At 34.2% G+C, this 18081-nt stretch carries 14 protein-coding genes; 7 read left to right on the forward strand and 7 right to left on the reverse strand.

Annotated elements, in window-relative coordinates:
• Position 1: 1 nt before the first annotated feature.
• From C6368_RS02450 to C6368_RS02465, 4 genes are all read left to right on the forward strand, one after another.
• Positions 2-1933, forward strand: a complete 1932-nt coding sequence (locus tag C6368_RS02450; protein WP_107037593.1) for a phospholipase D-like domain-containing protein — start codon at positions 2-4, stop codon at positions 1931-1933.
• A 116-nt stretch (positions 1934-2049) separates the two neighbouring features.
• The gene (locus C6368_RS02455) at positions 2050-2538 is read left to right on the forward strand and encodes a YehS family protein (RefSeq protein WP_107037594.1); all 489 of its coding nucleotides are present in this window, start codon (positions 2050-2052) and stop codon (positions 2536-2538) included.
• A gap of 341 nt (positions 2539-2879) precedes the next feature.
• Complete coding sequence (locus C6368_RS02460; protein ID WP_107037595.1) at positions 2880-3644, forward strand: ABC transporter ATP-binding protein; 765 nt, start codon at positions 2880-2882, stop codon at positions 3642-3644.
• A gap of 3 nt (positions 3645-3647) precedes the next feature.
• Entirely contained in the window at positions 3648-4841 is a 1194-nt protein-coding gene (locus C6368_RS02465; RefSeq protein ID WP_107037596.1) for an ABC transporter permease, read from the forward strand.
• A gap of 252 nt (positions 4842-5093) precedes the next feature.
• On the opposite strand, the gene C6368_RS02475 is transcribed toward C6368_RS02465, so the two are convergent.
• From C6368_RS02475 to C6368_RS02505, 7 genes are all read right to left on the reverse strand, one after another.
• Positions 5094-6344 carry an IS256 family transposase gene (locus tag C6368_RS02475; protein WP_107037598.1) on the reverse strand — a complete coding sequence of 417 codons (1251 nt, stop codon included), beginning with the start codon at positions 6342-6344 and terminating at the stop codon, positions 5094-5096.
• Between the two features lie 120 nt (positions 6345-6464).
• Complete coding sequence (locus C6368_RS02480; protein WP_107037599.1) at positions 6465-7373, reverse strand: MORN repeat-containing protein; 909 nt, start codon at positions 7371-7373, stop codon at positions 6465-6467.
• Positions 7374-7379: 6 nt separating this feature from the next.
• The gene (locus C6368_RS02485) at positions 7380-8213 is read right to left on the reverse strand and encodes a DUF2490 domain-containing protein (RefSeq protein ID WP_107037600.1); all 834 of its coding nucleotides are present in this window, start codon (positions 8211-8213) and stop codon (positions 7380-7382) included.
• Positions 8214-8589: 376 nt separating this feature from the next.
• A complete protein-coding gene (locus tag C6368_RS02490; protein WP_107037601.1) occupies positions 8590-9816 on the reverse strand; it encodes an HAD-IIIA family hydrolase in 1227 nt (408 codons plus the stop codon).
• 14 nt (positions 9817-9830) lie between these two features.
• The gene (locus C6368_RS02495; protein WP_107037602.1) at positions 9831-10415 is read right to left on the reverse strand and encodes a D-sedoheptulose-7-phosphate isomerase; all 585 of its coding nucleotides are present in this window, start codon (positions 10413-10415) and stop codon (positions 9831-9833) included.
• Entirely contained in the window at positions 10397-11425 is a 1029-nt protein-coding gene (locus C6368_RS02500) for a GHMP family kinase ATP-binding protein (protein WP_107037603.1), read from the reverse strand. Before C6368_RS02500 ends, C6368_RS02495 begins: the two co-directional genes overlap by 19 nt.
• Positions 11426-11436: 11 nt before the next feature.
• Positions 11437-12579 carry a glycosyltransferase gene (locus tag C6368_RS02505; RefSeq protein WP_107037604.1) on the reverse strand — a complete coding sequence of 381 codons (1143 nt, stop codon included), beginning with the start codon at positions 12577-12579 and terminating at the stop codon, positions 11437-11439.
• Positions 12580-12827: 248 nt separating this feature from the next.
• On the opposite strand from C6368_RS02505, the gene C6368_RS02510 reads away from it, so the two are divergent.
• The 3 genes from C6368_RS02510 (at position 12828) to C6368_RS02520 (ending at position 17681) form a co-directional block, all read left to right on the forward strand.
• Positions 12828-13718, forward strand: a complete 891-nt coding sequence (locus C6368_RS02510) for a 3-hydroxyacyl-CoA dehydrogenase family protein (RefSeq protein ID WP_107037749.1) — start codon at positions 12828-12830, stop codon at positions 13716-13718.
• 248 nt (positions 13719-13966) lie between these two features.
• Positions 13967-15076 (forward strand): hypothetical protein, encoded by a 1110-nt coding sequence (locus C6368_RS02515; protein ID WP_107037605.1) that lies wholly within the window; start codon positions 13967-13969, stop codon positions 15074-15076.
• 151 nt (positions 15077-15227) lie between these two features.
• Positions 15228-17681 (forward strand): alpha-ketoacid dehydrogenase subunit alpha/beta, encoded by a 2454-nt coding sequence (locus tag C6368_RS02520; RefSeq protein WP_107037606.1) that lies wholly within the window; start codon positions 15228-15230, stop codon positions 17679-17681.
• The last annotated feature ends 400 nt before the right edge of the window (positions 17682-18081 follow it).

Below are 18081 nucleotides of genomic sequence, written 5' to 3' on the forward strand. Positions count from 1 at the left end.
AATGAAAAATTTACTTTTATTCATTACGCTATTCATCCTATCTTCTTCCTTAATTGCGCAGAAAGATACAAGTAAAGTAGAATGGATAAAAGTGTATTTTAACAGCACTTCAGATCATAGTTTTGCTTTGCCTAACAATGAATCAAACGATTTGTTTGATATGATTCAACCACTTATCGACCGCATTGATAGCGCAAAATTTAGTATAGATTTAGTAGCTTATGATTTACAAAACATGCGGGTTGGACATGCTTTAGCAAACGCTTCTCGCCGAGGAGTTCGGGTGCGTGTAATTACGGATATTATTCACCGAAATCACGCGCCAAGATTCACTCAACCGATGTGGGACTCTTTAAGAGCTGCTGGAATTTATAACATTGATGACAGTGGAACGATTTATCACCCCGACGGTCAGATAATTGAACTTTACGAAAGCCTACCAAACTCTGGAGCAAATATGCACCACAAATTTGCCGTTTTTGATTTGTTAAATGAAGATCCTGAAGACGATTATTTATGGACAGGAACGATGAATATTACCTACACTGGGCCATGGAATACGAATGCCACTTTATTGATTAAAGACAGTGGATTGGCCGGAATTTATGGGGAAGAATTCCAACAAATGTGGGGAAGTAAAACCGAAATCCCTAACGCGAATAAAGCTCGTTTCCATAAAGATAAAAAGAATGTTTCTCAAAACATACACTTTGTAAATAACACCAAGGTTGAAGCTTATTTTGGACCTCTTGATAGAGATAATCGGAAGCCGAGTATTTCAAATAGAATTACTGAACTAATTAATGATTATGCAAGGCACGATGTTCATTTCTTGGCGTTTGCCATAAGTCCGAACATACCAATTAGTGAAGCTTTAATCGATAGATCAGGAAGAGGTGAAATTAATCTTCAAGGAATAATTGACCCTGCATTTTATGCCAGATACCGAAACAATGATCAAATCTGGGCCAAACCTGAAATGAATTTTGGTAATCGTAAAATAATGTCTGGTCGAGAAGTGAGAAAACTGCACTCCAAAACAATGATTATTGATACACAATATCCTTATCCTGAAAAACACAAATCTATAACCATCGTGGGTTCGTACAATTTTTCAGCCGCTGCTGAAATTGCGAATGATGAGAATATTCTAATGATTTATGACAATAAGATAGCAAATCAATTCTTACAAGACTTTAAAGGTGTTTTAAGTCGAGCAGAAGGAAAAACATACCATCACTACCCTGCAATTGACACCAGTGTTTGGTATGAAAATTATAGATTTGGAAGAAATGGAAATATTGAAATTGAATTGGAGACAAATATCTTTTATCCAGTTGAACTTTTAGGTGTTAAAATTCCAAGAAGTTGGGCCGGACACAAAGATTCAAGTTATTTTTACTCTGAAGAGTCTAATTCATATTTAGCAGAATTAATTGATGGAGCGAAATTAAAAGTTTCATCAGGAAATGAAATTCCATCGCATAGATTTAGCCGATATACTGCTTATATCAAGGCAAAAACCGATTCGGGAATTATTGATGTGAATCGTAATATGTTAGCTTCTGGACATGCCTCCTACTCTTCTTATGATCGTCAACCAATGGATTCAATCATGAGTTTTAAAGTTGCAGAATTAAAAGCAAAAGACAATAAATTTGGAATGTGGGCTTTTCCAGAATTATTCGAAACTAAAGTTTTGACACCGGATGCTAAAAAAATGATTGACCTATTTCCATTAGACTTGAATTTAGCAACTGTAGAGGAGTTAACTTTCATTCCTTCGATTGGATCAAAAACTGCAGAGATTATTATTGAATACCGAAATAAACATAAAGGATTCAATAGATTAGAAGAATTAACTCGTATTCCTGGTATTGGTGAAGCGACTTTAGAGAAGTTGAGACCTTTTCTTTTTGTAGAACTAGAATAGTCTTTTTTAGCAAACGTTAAAATGCCTATGATAATTAAAACAGTATTTAAACCTACTTTAAAGACTTTTTAAATAGTTTTGCTTTATCAAGAATTAAAGATTAAAATAAATAGAAAATGACAAACAACGATATATTACGCCAAATACGCTTCGCTTTTGATTACAACGACGATAAAATGATGGAACTTTTTGCATCAGCAGGACTTGAAGCAACACGTTCAGAAGTTTGTAACTGGTTAAAAAAAGAAGAAGATGAGTTATATGTAAAAATGGTCGATAAAGAAATGGCGACCTTCTTGAACGGATTCATTAACGAAAAAAGAGGTAAAAAAGAAGGTGCTCCAATGCGACCTGAAGATAACCTGAACAACAACATTATCTTTCGAAAATTAAAAATTGCTTTGAATTTGAATGATGTTGACATTCTAGATATTTTAGATTTGGCCAACATGCGTGTAAGTAAACACGAGTTAAGTGCGTTCTTCAGAAAACCAACCCAAAGACAATACAGAAAATGTAATGACCAGTTTTTAAGAAATTTCCTTTATGGAATGCAATTGAAATACAGGAGCGATATGAAACCTACCAAGAATACAGATTCTTGAACCAAAGACAATTCTATAAATTGAAATAAGTTTTCCTTTCAGGACATGTATAGATTAGTATTTCTCAACCCAACTCGGCACCTTGGGTTGAAATAAAATGTCTTTTAAGGACAAAAACAACCATAACGCAAACCCATCACAGGCTGAAAGACTTATTGAACTTAGCATAATGCTAGGGTATGCCGAATAACGTACATCCTCTTCTCGTTCTAGAAAAGGCTATTCAACAAGAACATGGAAAACAATGTTCATGAGAAAATAATAAATCAAAACAAAAATCTTATTTTAGCTCAGATTTAGAAATTGATAGATTACAAGAATATTATCTTATATAAAAACTTATGATTCAAGTACAGAACATACGCAAGGAGTTCGAATTGACAAAAAAGCAGCAGAAAGAAAACAATACTACTGATAAAGTAGCTTTGGCTGTTAAAGATGTTAGTTTTGAATGTCAACCAGGGCGAATTTTTTCATTGTTGGGACCTAACGGAGCAGGGAAAACTACAACATTACGTATGTTGGCTGGAATTCTGAAACCTACACAAGGCTCTATTAGAATTAATGATATTGATATTCAGAAAAATCCGAACGAAGCTAAAAAAGACATCGGTTTTTTAACAGGTTCAACAGGGTTGTACGAAAGATTGACTGCAAATGAAATCATTGAATATTTCGCCAAGCTTTACGGAGTTTCTAAAAGCGATTATGAAGAACGAAAGGAACATTTGTACACTTTGCTGGGAATGCATGATTTTCAAGAGAAGCGAATTGGTCGATTAAGCACTGGAATGAAACAAAAGGTTTCAATTGCCAGAACAATGATTCATGATCCTAAAGTTGTGATTTTTGATGAACCGACAAGTGGTTTAGATGTAATTACTGCTGAAAACATCATCAAACTCATTAGCGATTGTAAAACTCAAGGAAAAACTGTCATTTTTTCATCTCACATTATGAGTGAAGTTGATTTGTTGTGTGATGATTTAGCCATTATTCACAAAGGAAAAATTGTTCTTCGCAATACAATGCAAGAATTCCGAGACAATATGCAAACGGATAGTTTAACTGCAGAATTCATCCGTGTAATCAACGAAAATAATTAAGCCATGATATTTACAATATTTAAGAAAGAATTAAAAGACACGTTGCGTGATCGCAGAACGATTATCGCAATGATTGTTGTACCTGTTTTGGTGTTCCCTATTCTATTGGGATTGTCAACAACTGTTACAAAGTATTTTGCCGAAAAACAAAAAGAAGAAGTTTTAAATATCGCCGTTATTTCTTCAGATTCCGATAATCAATTTACCCAAAGACTTTCTGGCATGCCAGAGGAAATGGGGCCAAAAACATTGGTTTTTCGTGAAGACACTCTAGGGTTAAAAGAAGAAATCCAGGACGATTCAATTCAATTGGCTTTTGTTATTCCATCAGATTTTGATGCGCAACAAGATTCAAATCAACAATCTACAATTCAAGTTTATCATAAGGGTGTAAATGTAGGAAATAAGGACCGTGTGCGAACATATCTTTCTGAAATTGAGAATTCTTTCCTACTCGAACGTTTTGACAGATTAAATCTCGATAAAACTTTAATTGAACCTATTAATGAAGAATATATTGACATTTCCAGTCGAAAAGAGGTGATTGGTAAATTAGCTGGTGGTTTCCTCCCTTACCTTTTCATTATTTTTGGATTTATTGGGTGTATGTACCCAGCGATTGATTTATTTACAGGTGAAAAAGAAAGAAAAACTCTTGAAACATTATTAACAACCCCTGTTCCAAGATGGAAAATATTGGTAGGTAAAATGCTAGTAATTGTTCTTTCAGGAATAGCCGCAGCCAGTTTTGCTTTATTAGGAATGTTTGTTGGCTTGCGAGTATTTGATGTTGCATCAAATCCAGAAATTAAGGCGATAATTGATGGAATTCTTACACCAACATTCATTTTAGCGCTTTTAATATTGTTGCTGCCATTAACCATTTTCTTCGCAGGAATTATGATTCCAGCAACCATTTATGCGAAGTCATTTAAAGAAGCTCAAAGTGTTTTAACACCAGTAAATTTCATCATCATAATGCCAACATTTGTAGGTTTCCTTCCAAACATTGAATTGGATTACACCACAGCATTTATTCCGATTGTAAATATCGTTTTAGCGACTAAAGAAATCGTAGCAGGAACAATAGATCCAATCTTGATGGTTATAAGTTTCATGACCATGGTTGCAGTAGCAGCTATTTCTGTGTTATTTTCCTATAAAAGGTTTGGAAAAGAAAGTAATATAATAAGTTAAGGCTAATAAAATTGAAAATAATAAAGCACAACTCTGGTTGTGCTTTTATTATTATAAAATAATTTTGATTCTCGGGAGTCTTCAAAAAACTGTGTCATCTGACTTTTCACTACAAATATAGTTTTCTGTTTCCATATCTTAAACACCTCAAAGGTAATTTTTGGATTTGTCAAGTGCACCGGAGTGAAACGGAGGTGTTTATACACCCTTGATACTTCCAAAAATTGGACACCTTTGTGTTTTAGATTTGGATTACAGATACTGTTCATACCTATCACCGTATACATCCAGCAGATCCCTTTGAACAGCTACCCAGCTAAAAGCTTTCCGTTTCCAGCTTTTCTCATTATGCATTAAAGTTAAATAAAGTTGCTTAATGAGTGCGTTATCGGAGTTCCATGCACCTTTTGCTTTTGTAGTTTTTCGCATTACTCTGTGTACTGCTTCTACAGGATTAGTTGTATAAATCATACGTCTTATGTCTTTTTTGAAGTTCATAAACATCATTAACTCTTCCCAGTTGGCATTCCATTTCTTTGCTATTTCCGGATACTTTTTATTCCATTTTTCGCCAAAATTTTCCAACGCTAATAAAGCTTGGTGCTCATCAGCTGAAGTGTATATCGTTCGCAGGTCTTTACAGACAACTTTATAATCTTTGTAATGAACAAAACGCACAGAAGTCCTTACCATATGAACGATACAACGTTGTACGCTCGCCTTTGGGTAGACTTCGTCTATAACTTCTTTAAAGCCCTTTAATCCGTCTACACAAAAGATAATAACATCTTCAACACCTCTTCTTTGAAGGTCTTCAAGTACAAATCCCCATTGACGAGAACCTTCGCTTTGTTTTAGATATAAACCTAAAATATCTCTGTCTCCATGTTGATTAATGCCGTAAACTGTGTAAATAGCTTTTGATATAATTTGTCCATCTTCTCGAACTCGATAGTGTGTAGCATCAAGGTAAACAATAGGATAACATCTAGATAAGGTGCGTTCTTGCCAGGCTTGGATATCAACCCATACCTTATCAGTTATTGTACTGATGGTTCCTGCACTCACTTCTAAGCCATAAATGACTTTAAGTTGTTTACGAATGTCTTCTACTGACTGACCTTGCGCATAAAAACTTAATATCACTTCATCAAGACCAGTAGTAAGTTCTCGTTGCCATTTATTAACTAAAACGGGTTCAAAGCTTCCGTCTCGATCACGAGGAGTCTCAATGCTTAACTCTCCAGCTTGACTTCGTACTTTCTTTTGGCTCTTACCATTTCTTCGGTTTGTTTTGGATTTATTTTCTTGTAAATGAGCCTCTGCTTCACCATCCAAAGCTGTATTTACAAAGCCTTGGAGTAAGTCACGAAAAATACTTCCTTCACTATAGAGGTTTTCTTTTTTGTAAAGCTGTTTTATAAACTTTTCTCTAATTTTTTCATCAGGTATAATCTCTTCTAGATTATGACCCAAAATCTTGTTGTCTTTCTTTTTACTCATATGTCAAATTTAAAAGTTACTTATTAAACTTTCAAATGACACACTTTTCTGAACACACTCTGATTCTCGATCTAATTGTCCTAATGAACACGTTTTAACTTATAGGGCTTCTTTTAAAATCTATTTTAAACTCATCATACTTCCTTCATCCCAATTCCCTTCATAAATTATTTTCCCGTTTTTATTATAAAGAATTCCTATTCCGTTACGCTTATTGCTTTTCCAACCACCGACATATTTTTCACCATTTTCCCACATATAAGTTCCCTGACCTTCTCGTTCATCATTAATATATTCCCCAATATAGCGATGTCCATCCTTCCAATTGTATGATCCTTTTCCGTGTCGTTTATTGTTTTTCCAATCCCCTTTATAAACTCCTCCTGTATTAAAGATACCAATTCCAAAACCATTTGCTTTTTCATTTTTAACTTCTCCTAAATAGAAAATTGAATTTCCGTTCCCATTCACGAAAGTCAACATCTCTTTTTCCACCTTATTGGCTAATTGCTCTTCCTTCTCTACGTTGATTAATTGAAGATTTCTAATTTCATTCTCCAATTTCACAATTCCTGTTGAATAAATAGTTTCCAATAATTCTATTTTAGAAAGCAAAGAATCTTTGTCATGAGTGGCATTATCGTATGATGAAATATATGTATTTAAGCTATTTACCATCGAATCTCGTACTGAATTAACCTCTACAACTCTAGATTTTCTTAAGGCAATATTTGAGGGAATTGCTTTATTTATATACTCTTTTTCTATTTTATTATAAAAAAGTGATGCAGTATCATATTTTCCCTCTATAAAATACTTATCAGCTTTCATCAAGTCACTTTTAAAATCATTGTCTGCTTTCAAACTATCAATCATCAATTGATTATTTACGATTTCATTTCTAACTTCCTTAATTTCCGAATTCCCATTTTGGAAAATGATGTAAAACAAAATCCCTGAGATGACTAAATAACCCCAAAATAAATACTTGAAAACTCTCTTTTTGCTATTTGATTTTGATGTTGTCATAAAATTTTAATCTGTTAAATTTATCTGTGGCAATTTGTTTTCGAACTTACGGAAATCTAAAGAGACATATGCATTGATTCTCACAACATAGCGTCTTCGGTATTGAAAACCACCTGGATTTGATCGTTGCCCAGTGGTATACATTAAGCCCCCTCCTATTTTCAATTTCTTACTAAAAATATATCCTATTTGAGGATAAATACGAAGGTCTTCTAAAGGATTGTCAACTATAGACTTACCACTTTGAAGGATAACCTCGACATCCGGTGTAAAATAAAAGGCTCCAGGTTCTAAAGTCGGTTTATTCAATGGAATTGAAGCATATATTTTATACCTAAATCGATTTCTAAAAGAGTATTCTGAATCAAAATCAAATCCCCGTGACCATCGGTGTTCAATTCTTAACCTATGCGCCAAAACCATTCTTCCAAAAGGCATAATAAACATGTATTGATGCCAAATTCGCGGTTCGAGAATTAAATTTTCTATTGATTCATCACCTGGAGTTGGAGTAAAATCTAACCTCAAAACTCCACCAAGTGAAGCATTAAAAGCTTGATTAAAGATATAAGTTAATGCATGCCTATTATAGATTTGTGCCATTCGTCCAACGAAAGGAACATCTTTGTAATTTCCACGTCTATAATGTAATTGTGCATCCCAAACCAATCGCTCACCAATTCTTATTTTATTATATGATCCAACCCATAGGTACGAACCTAAATCTTCTTGAATTGCTTGATCTGGTATAGAATATTCTACTTCTTGAGACCTTACATTAAACCCGATAAGGATTGAAAGGAAAACGACTAAGTTAAAGGTTGTTTTATTGCTATTCATTTTTACTTCCACTCCGAAAATCTTACTTCAGATAATATTAGTTTGTTTCTATTTATTCCTCGTTAAGAAAAAATTTGAAATAATTCAGTTCATCCTTTAAATAAAAATAATCATCTAATGTATTCCAACCTACATCCTAACCTCAACAAAATTTGAGATGGCGAAAATAATAAAAACCGAAAAAAGCAGAGAATATGGAATAATAAATTGTTCCTATTTTTTGTTAACAAAAAAATAGAATATGAATTGAGTTTAGGCACGTGTCAATGAAATCAATTTTGGTTATTTAAACTTCTATAAACGCTAGAAAACTATGGTAGACACGGCAATTAAATTCAACACCCTGCTAATTTATGCGCATTTAAATTCAAAGCTCTTAACCTCCAAATACACTCTTCATAATTGCTTCAAATTCAACCAAACTTTTACAAGAATAATACTCCTTATTCCCTTCCTGAGAGATGAAAACATTCACCATTCCGGCATTTTTTCCAAATTCCATATCACTCGGCGAGTCTCCCACCATGATGGACTTATGGAATTCAACAGTTGGAAAATCTGCTTTGGCTTTTTCTGCCATTCCAATGTTTGGCTTTCTTAACTTATTACTTGGACCGGCCAAATCTGGAGCGAAATACACTTCGTCTATGCTTCCTCCGTTTTCTTCTATTCTGGAAATAACTTTTTCATGGACTATTTTAAGGTCTTCCTCCGACATTAGTCCTTTGCCAATACCTTGTTGATTAGTAACAATAAATACTTTATGGAAGTATTTGTATAATGTTGAGATGGCTTCCAAAGCACCTGGCAAAAATTCTAGTTCATCAAGGTTTTTTACATAGTCATTATCCCGCTTTTTATTAATAACTCCATCTCTGTCTAAGAATAAAGTCCATGATTTATCTATTTTGAAGAAGGATCCTATTTCTGTTTGTGCTCTTTGAAAGTCAGCCGGAATTCCAATATCGAGAAAGTAGCCATTCATCAAGAATCCCAGCATTTTTACTTCCTTCACATAGGCTTCGAAATAATCTCTTTCTACTGAGAATTTCTGTGGCCATTTTCTTTCTATAAAAGTTTTTACATTAAAAATATAGAGTCCAGCGTTGATAATGCCTTCTTTAATGGGTTGTTTTTCAATGAAATTTGTAATTCTTGAATTTGCATCCAAATTTACGGTGCCATAACGTTCGAAATCTTTCATTTCTTTCAAAGCCAACGTAACATCTGCTTTATTCTCGATATGAAAATTCAATTGTTTTTTGAGGTCAGTAACAACAAGAGAATCTCCATTGGCCACAATTACGTTTTCAGTAGTAGTAAAACGCATCGCATTTTTGATTGCTCCTCCTGTACCTAAAAGTTCTTTTTCAACCGCATATTGAACACTACAATTCTTGTAAGATTCCTTGAAATGTTTTTGAATTTGCTCAGATTTATACCCTATTGAAAGCACGAATTTATCCACTCCTTGTGCGATCAATAAATCCATTTGATATTCCAAAAATGGCCTATTCTGTATTAAAGCCATAGACTTCGGCATTTGCTTTGAAACGTCCTTTAAACGTGTTCCAAGTCCTCCCGCTAAAATAATTGCTTCCATAAATCTATTTATTTTTAATCTTGTGGAAAAAGTCCTTGTTCAACGATTTCACAAATTGAATGACCAATTAACATATGACATTCTTGAATTCGAGGCGTATTGGTAGATGGAACTTCAATCAGAATATCGCAAAGATCTTTCATCTTTCCACCACCTTCTCCTGTGAAACCTACGGTTAACATATCCGCTTTCTTGGCTTGAATAAGTGCATTCACCACATTTGTTGAATTTCCGGAAGTAGACAATGCGATTAAAACATCTCCTTTTCGCCCCATCGCTTTAATCAAGCGTTCGTAAACAACATCATATGAATAATCGTTTGCTACAGCCGTCATGTAAGAAGTATTCACGTTTAAGGCTTCGGAAAACAGTGGTGGGCGATCATAATAATATCTTCCAGAAAATTCAGCAGCTAAATGTTGAGCATCGGCAGCTGAACCACCATTTCCACAGAATAAAACTTTACCGTCTTTCTTGTAGACTTCGATAATTTTACCAGATAAATCAGTGATTTTTGTAAGAATTTCGTCGTCATTAAATAATTTCTGTTTGACTTCTATTGAAGCTTTTAAATTCTCTTTTATTGTTGACTTGTCCATGATTCTAATCCATTATTTTGAAAGCGATAACGTTGCCATTTCACACCAATTTCTCCCATTGCCTTTATAACATCAAAACGGCTGTTGAACGGACAATAGAAAATCATAAATCCTCCACCTCCGGCACCAGAAATCTTACCTCCCGTTGCCCCAGCTTTTATTGCGGTGTCATAAATTGTATTGATAGCATCGTTAGAAATTCCATTGGCTAATTTCTTTTTATTCTCCCAACTTACTTGTAAAGGTTCTTCAATTTTGGATAAATTTCCTTTCAGAATTGCTTCCTTCATTTTGAAAGCCTGCTCTTTTAATTGGTGTGAAGCTAAAATTGCATCAGAACCTTTCTTCTCGAAATTGGAACGCTGAACATCAATAATACTTGAAGATTCCCTTTGTGTTTCAGTATAAAACAGTAAAAGATGAAACTCTAAATCTCTTAATACTTCAGATTTAATTCTTAGCGGATTTACTACTACTCTATTTTCTTCGAAGAATTCCATAAAATTCATTCCACCGAAAGTAGCAGCATATTGATCTTGCTTTCCTCCGGTCATTTCTAAATCCTCACGTTCTATTTGAACCGCCAACTGAGCAATATCATATTCTCCCAAAGGTAATCCTAACCATTCAACAAAAGCACCAATGCACGCAACAACTAAAGTTGAAGAAGTTCCTAATCCTGAACCAGTTGGCACATCCATTGTCGTAATAATTTCACAAGGTAATGGCTTTTTAATAAAGTCCTTAACTATGCGATTATACACACCGATTTGCAATTTTAAATCAGAAAACTCCTCTAATTCATCCGTTGCTTTGAACTCATGTTTTACACCATTATTTATGGCATTGATTATTACTTTATCATCTTCTCTCGGAATAATTACAACTGTTGCATGTAAATCAATGGAGGCATTTAAAACTGCACCACCAAATTCGTCTGAATAGGGCGAAACATCAGTTCCTCCACCTGCAATTCCGATTCTAAAAGGGGCTTTACTAATATATTTCATTGTCCTTAAAGTTATTGATTTGATTGAATTTTATCCATTAAAGAGAAAGTATTTTGTACCAAAATAGCCCAACTGTATTTCTTTTTCTCTTCAATTATGTGCGCTATCATATTCTGTTGTTGGTCTCCATCGAAGAATTTTAATATCGCTTCAGAAAGCAAAGATTTATCTACTGGTACAACATATCCGACTTTTCCATCTGGACACATTTCTTTTAAACCACCGACATCTGTTACGATCATGGGTTTATTGAAATGATAAGCAATTTGAGTTACACCACTTTGAGTAGCTGTTTTATAAGGTTGAACAACGACATCCGAAGCACAGAAATAATATTTCACTTCCGAATCTTGTATGAATTGCTCAACATGTATAATTTTATCTTCCAATTGATATTTTTCAATCAACTCTAAATAAGGAGTTTTATCTGTATAATATTCCCCTGCGATAATCAACTTAATATTCTTGTCCTTCAATGTTTTTTCTGCGAAGGCTTCCAACAATAAATCGAGTCCTTTATAATCTCGAATCAAACCAAAGAAAAGCATGTATTTGAAATTCGGATCTAATTTAAGATGCTTTAGCGCTATCTCCTTACTCACCTCTTCACCGAAATTATCAAAAATCGGGTGAGGAGAAATCAATCTTGGTTTCTGTGTATCAAAAAACGATAAGTCATCATGAACCTTTTTAGACATAGCAACAAACCCGTCGATAGGCTTTACAAAATATTTGGTGAATTGTTTGTCTCCTATTCGAGATTCATGCGGAATAATATTGTCAAGAATTGAAATGACTTTTGAATGTTTATTCTTTTTAATACGATTAAGAATAGTTCCAAAAGCTGGTCCCATAAAAGGAAGCCAAAATTTACAAATAACAAGATCTGGTTTAGAATTTTTAATTTCATTCCCAACTTTCAACCAATTCAGTGGATTCACGGAATTAACAGCTCGAACAATATTGAGATTGTAAAGGGGGGCTTCTTCAACGAATTGACTTTTTCCTGGAAATAAAAATTTTGGATATTGTAAACTAAAGGTGTAAATTTTCACTGTGTGTCCTTTCTCTTCAAATGCTCTTGCCAAACGTTCGTTGTATGCAGCCAAACCACCTCGATAAGGATGTGCAGGACCAATAATTACAATATTCATAGAAATTTAAGTATACTTATTCATTTATTAATCAAGAGAAATACGCAAGCGCATACTCCATTGACAAACTTCATGATTTTTTTTCAGAAAAGGGCTAAAATAAGCACGAAATTAAGCTAGTCATCATCAAAACACACTACTCAAACAAGAATACTCCTTACTCATTTATGAATTATCCCCTAAATCCCATCATAAATCAATGAATATCCTTAATTTTAGCCCACGAAAAAAAATTATAAAACAATATGATAAAGAAAGTAGCGGTAATTGGTGCAGGTACAATGGGAAATGGAATTGCTCACGTTTTTGCACAGTTTGGGTATGAAGTTTCTATAGTTGATATTTCACAAGATTCACTAGACCGAGGAATGGCTACGATTGAGAAAAATCTTGATCGTATGGTGAGTAAGGAAAAAATTAGTGCAGATGATAAAGCTGCGACTTTGGGTAGATTAACAACTTTTACTTCAACAGAAGAAGGTGTTAAAACAGCAGATTTAATCGTTGAGGCAGCAACTGAAAACGAAAGTTTAAAGTACAAAATCTTTGAACAAATTGACAAAGCAGCAAAACCAGAAGCTATTCTTGCAACAAATACTTCTTCTATCTCAATTACAAAAATTGCAGCTGTGACTTCTCGTCCGGATAAAGTAATTGGAATGCACTTTATGAATCCAGTTCCGGTAATGAAATTGGTTGAAATTATTCGTGGTTACTCTACTTCTGATGAAGTAACAGAATTAATCATGGAGACTTCAAAATCATTAAAGAAAATTCCAGTTGAAGTAAACGATTACCCAGGATTCGTAGCCAACCGTATTTTAATGCCAATGATTAACGAAGCAATCATTACATTAAACGAAGGTGTTGCTGGAGTTGAAGAAATTGACACAGTTATGAAATTAGGTATGGCTCACCCAATGGGACCATTACAATTAGCTGATTTTATTGGTTTAGATGTTTGTTTGGCAATTATGGAAGTATTGTACAGCGGATTAGGTAATGACAAATACGCTCCTTGCCCACTACTTGTAAACATGGTAGCTGCAGGTAAAAAAGGTGTTAAATCTGGAGAAGGTTTTTATGACTGGAGTCATGGAACGAAGGATTTAGTAGTTGCAAGCAACTTTAAAAAATAGGCTGTATATAAATCTCGTTATCTGCGTTGCACCCTGTTTTTAAAGCAGTCATTGACAAAATCATAATCTGAAATTAGATTTTATAAAATAAATCCAATTCAAGCACCTTTTAATCGAGGTGCTTGTTTTTTTGGTAGATTTTCATCCGTTTACGTTGTGGACGATTGCCAATTGTCCCTTCATAATTCTTTATAAATAATTGGAATAAATTTTGTGTAACAAAACCCATCATTAAACGTTATATAATTATGAGATATACTGTTTTACTTTTTATCCTTGTATTATTCTCCTCCACTGGTTTTTCTCAGAAGAACGAAACAAAGCTGCGCGAGAAAGAGCAAGAGCTTTCATTGCTACTTAATGAATTGCGTTCCACAAAAGGAGATGATAAAATAGATGAGCTAAATGCAAAGTTCAAAAAAGAATTCGCTAAAGCTTTAGATATTGATGGAGCTTTTGACTTTCCATTCCTTTCCTTACGCTCCATTGGAAAAATTCATTCTCAAGATAAATTAGTGCGTGTAATTTCTTGGAATATTCAATATGAAGATTTGTCACACAACTATTTCTCTTTTATTATGAAGAAAGATGAAAGGAGAGACAAAGTTTACATCACTGAATTACAACGTGTAAAACAACCTTTCAGCATGATTCAAGACGAAAGTGTGACCTATGAAAATTGGTATGGAGCCTTGTACTACGAAATTATAGATATTGAACGTAGGAATAGAAAATTCTACACGCTTTTGGGGTATGACGCTAACAATCAAGCAAGTTCTATAAAATTAATTGATGTTCTTTATTTCACAGGAAGCAAACCAAACTTTGGCTACCCTTTCTTTTCAACAAATGAAGGGCGAGAAAGGCGTGTTATTTTTGAGCATTCTAACAAAGCTACGATGTCCTTAAAGTATGATGAACAAAGAGACAAGATAATTTTTGATCATTTAACTCCAGAGTCACCAGGTTTGAGAGAGTTTCGTTCGCACTACATTCCTGACATGTCTTACGATGCGTTAAGTTGGGATGGAAAGCAATGGGTTTTAGAAGAAGACATTATTGCTATTAACAAAGAAGAATCAAATAAGGTTAACTTAAAAGCATACGATTCTAAATTGGACTCTGTAGTAACTGTCACTGTAAAAAGAAAATGGATTGCTCCAGAAGGAAATGGCGAACATCAAGCAATTACTCCGAGTGATATAGACGGAAAAGAAAAAGGCAGAAAAAAGAAAAGCGAATTTGAATCAGTAAAGCAGTCAGAGAAAAATGTTGAAGGTGTAAGCTTTTCTAATATTAAGCGCAATAATAAAAAGCGAAAAAATAAAAAAGTTAAGCTTCCAGATGAGAATAAATAATTAAATCTTGTTTTATTTTGCTCAATTTTCGATCTTCAATGTTCATAAATTGTGAATTTTCAATTCCCTATCCCCCTACTTGTTTTGCTCAGCGTTCAGGTAGGTAAAATCAAATATAATACTTATCTTTGCACTCTAAAATTTTAACCTTATGTCAAAAAGCACAGTCCTTAAAGAGGAAACCAATAAAATAGATTTCGAAGGCTTCAAAAATGAAGTAATTGCTGATTATGAATTGGCTTGTGTTTCGCGTGAAGCATCTTTATTAGGAAGACGTGAAGTGCTAACTGGAAAAGCGAAATTTGGTATTTTCGGTGATGGTAAAGAAATCGCACAAATTGCTCTAGCTAAACAATTTAAAGATGGTGATTTTAGATCTGGTTATTACCGTGATCAAACCATCATGATGGCCATAGATCAATTAAATGTTCAACAGTATTTCGCTGCTTTATATGCAGAAACTGATGAAACATTAGAACCAGCTTCAGCAGGTCGCCAAATGGGTGGACACTACTCTACACGTAACATTGACGAAAATGGTGAATGGAAAAACTTGATGGCTCAGAAAAACAGTTCTGCTGACATCTCTCCTACTGCTGGTCAAATGGCGAGATTATTAGGTTTAGCGCAAGCTTCTAAAGTTTACCGTAATCACGACGAATTAAAAAACATAGAAAAATTTAAATCATTTTCAAATGGTGGAAATGAGGTAGCATTTGGTACAATTGGTGACGCAAGTACATCTGAAGGTCAATTCTGGGAAGCAATGAATGCTGCCGGAGTTCTTCAAGTACCAATGGTAATGTCAGTTTGGGATGATGGATACGGAATTTCTGTTTCTAAAAAATTCCAAACGATTAAAGAAAATATATCTGAAGCGTTATCTGGATTCCAAAGAACAGATGAAAAAGTTGGATTTGAGATATTCAAAACGAAAGGTTGGGATTACCCACATCTTTGTGCAACTTATGAAAAAGCTGTAAAAATTGCTCGTGAAGAGCATATACCAGTTTTAGTTCACGTTGAAGAAGTGAATCAACCACAAGGTCACTCTACTTCTGGTTCACACGAAAGATATAAAAACCCAGAGCGTTTACAATGGGAAAAAGATTTCGATGCGATTACAAAATTTAAAGAATTCATTCTTGGATTTAAAGGAGAAAATGGAGAAACTTTAGCAACAGCTGAAGAATTAGAAGCAATTGAAAAAGCAGCGAAAAAATCTGTTATGGCTCAGAAAAAAGCAGCATGGGCTGACTTTAGAGCTGGAACTGGTGCTGATTTCGATGTGGCCATCCAATTGATGAAAAATGTAGCGAATGAAAGTCCAAATGGAACTTTCATCAACAAAGAAATTGAAACCTTAGAAAAAGCATTTGAACCAATCAGAAAAGATGTGTTCAATACTTTGAATAAAATATTACGTTTGGTTAGAGGAGAAAACGGTACTGCCCGTACTCAATTAATCAATTGGTATAAAGGAAAATTAGCTGAAAATAAAGAACGTTATGGATCTCACCTCCACTCTGCTTCTAAATATGCCGTGGAGAATATTGAGGGAATCGCACCAACTTATGATGATGATGCGAAAATGGAAGATGGACGATTAATTTTACGTGACAACTTCATGAAGTTATTCGAAAAGCATCCAGAAATCATAACATTTGGAGAGGATACTGGAAAAATTGGTGGTGTAAACCAATCCATGGAAGGTATGCAAGAAAAGTTTGGTGAAGTTCGAGTTTCAGATACTGGAATCCGTGAAAACACTATTCTTGGTCAAGGAATTGGAATGGCAATGCGTGGATTACGTCCAATTGCAGAAATTCAATATTTAGATTACTTATTGTATGCAATTCAGGTCATTTCTGATGATTTAGCCACTTTACAGTACAGAACAAAAGGAGGTCAAAAAGCGCCAGTAATTATTCGTACACGTGGACACCGTTTAGAGGGAATTTGGCACTCTGGAAGTCCAATGGGAATGATCATTAATGCTGCCCGTGGAGTTCATGTTTGTGTTCCAAGAAATATGACACAAGCTGCTGGAATGTACAACACATTAATTGAAGCAGATGAACCTGCCTTGGTAATTGAGCCATTGAACGGTTACCGTGTGAAAGAAGCAGTTCCAACGAATTTAGGTGAATACAAAATTCAATTGGGTAAAGTGGACATCGTTAAAGAAGGAACAGATTTAACTTTAGTGAGTTATGGTTCTACATTTAACCTTGCAGCTGAAGCAGTAAAAGAACTTGAAAAATCAGGAATTAGTGTTGAATTAATTGATGTTCAAACATTGTTACCTTTCGATTTAGACCACGAAATTTCTAAATCTTTAGAAAAAACAAGTCGTTTAATGATTGTTGATGAAGACGTTTCAAGTGGAGCTTCGGCTTACATCTTAGATCAAATTTTGGTGAAGCAAAAAGCTTATTACTTATTAGACAGCGAACCTGTTACAGTAAGTGCAAACGACCACCGTCCAGCGTATGGAACGGATGGAGATTACTTCTCTAAACCAAATATTGACGACATTTATGCAGCTGCTTACAAAATTATGAATGAGGCAGATCCAAAAGAGTTTCCTTCTTTTTTGGACTAATAAATAGTTAAAGAATAAGTTATAATTAAGAGCGTTTCGAATGGAACGCTCTTTTTTTTTGCTTGAATTTTGAGGATAACGCTGAGTATACGGATAAGTTGATTATTATATGAATAATAAAGTGGTTGAAACCACTTTTGGATAGAAGTTCGCTTCTATTAGTGAGGAATGGATCCCTCACCAATAGCACGTTCAAAAATAATATCAATTATTTATCAGATATTTATCCTTTACATATTTCTATCTGATTTTAAAATTTCATTAATCATAAATAACTATTCGATTCCATTGTTGCGGGATTTATCCCGCATTCAATAAATTCAAGCTATACTTTAGCCGTTTCAACGGCTTTAAATATTAAGCTATATTGATTTTGAAAGAGGTTGAAACCACTTTTGGA

It is taken from the genome of Brumimicrobium mesophilum (assembly GCF_003025005.1).
GTDB classification, from domain to species: domain Bacteria; phylum Bacteroidota; class Bacteroidia; order Flavobacteriales_D; family Crocinitomicaceae; genus Brumimicrobium; species Brumimicrobium mesophilum.

Excerpts from the sequence above, each read along its gene's own strand:
- C6368_RS02455 (WP_107037594.1), top strand. The coding sequence starts at position 2,050 with ATGACAAACAACGATATATTACGCCAAATACGCTTCGCTTTTGATTAC.
- C6368_RS02490 (WP_107037601.1), bottom strand. The coding sequence starts at position 9,816 with ATGGAAGCAATTATTTTAGCGGGAGGACTTGGAACACGTTTAAAGGAC.
- C6368_RS02465 (WP_107037596.1), top strand. The coding sequence starts at position 3,648 with ATGATATTTACAATATTTAAGAAAGAATTAAAAGACACGTTGCGTGAT.
- C6368_RS02480 (WP_107037599.1), bottom strand. The coding sequence starts at position 7,373 with ATGACAACATCAAAATCAAATAGCAAAAAGAGAGTTTTCAAGTATTTA.
- C6368_RS02505 (WP_107037604.1), bottom strand. The coding sequence starts at position 12,579 with ATGAATATTGTAATTATTGGTCCTGCACATCCTTATCGAGGTGGTTTG.
- C6368_RS02485 (WP_107037600.1), bottom strand. The coding sequence starts at position 8,213 with ATGAATAGCAATAAAACAACCTTTAACTTAGTCGTTTTCCTTTCAATC.
- C6368_RS02500 (WP_107037603.1), bottom strand. The coding sequence starts at position 11,425 with ATGAAATATATTAGTAAAGCCCCTTTTAGAATCGGAATTGCAGGTGGA.
- C6368_RS02515 (WP_107037605.1), top strand. The coding sequence starts at position 13,967 with ATGAGATATACTGTTTTACTTTTTATCCTTGTATTATTCTCCTCCACT.
- C6368_RS02475 (WP_107037598.1), bottom strand. The coding sequence starts at position 6,344 with ATGAGTAAAAAGAAAGACAACAAGATTTTGGGTCATAATCTAGAAGAG.
- C6368_RS02460 (WP_107037595.1), top strand. The coding sequence starts at position 2,880 with ATGATTCAAGTACAGAACATACGCAAGGAGTTCGAATTGACAAAAAAG.
- C6368_RS02495 (WP_107037602.1), bottom strand. The coding sequence starts at position 10,415 with ATGGACAAGTCAACAATAAAAGAGAATTTAAAAGCTTCAATAGAAGTC.
- C6368_RS02450 (WP_107037593.1), top strand. The coding sequence starts at position 2 with ATGAAAAATTTACTTTTATTCATTACGCTATTCATCCTATCTTCTTCC.
- C6368_RS02520 (WP_107037606.1), top strand. The coding sequence starts at position 15,228 with ATGTCAAAAAGCACAGTCCTTAAAGAGGAAACCAATAAAATAGATTTC.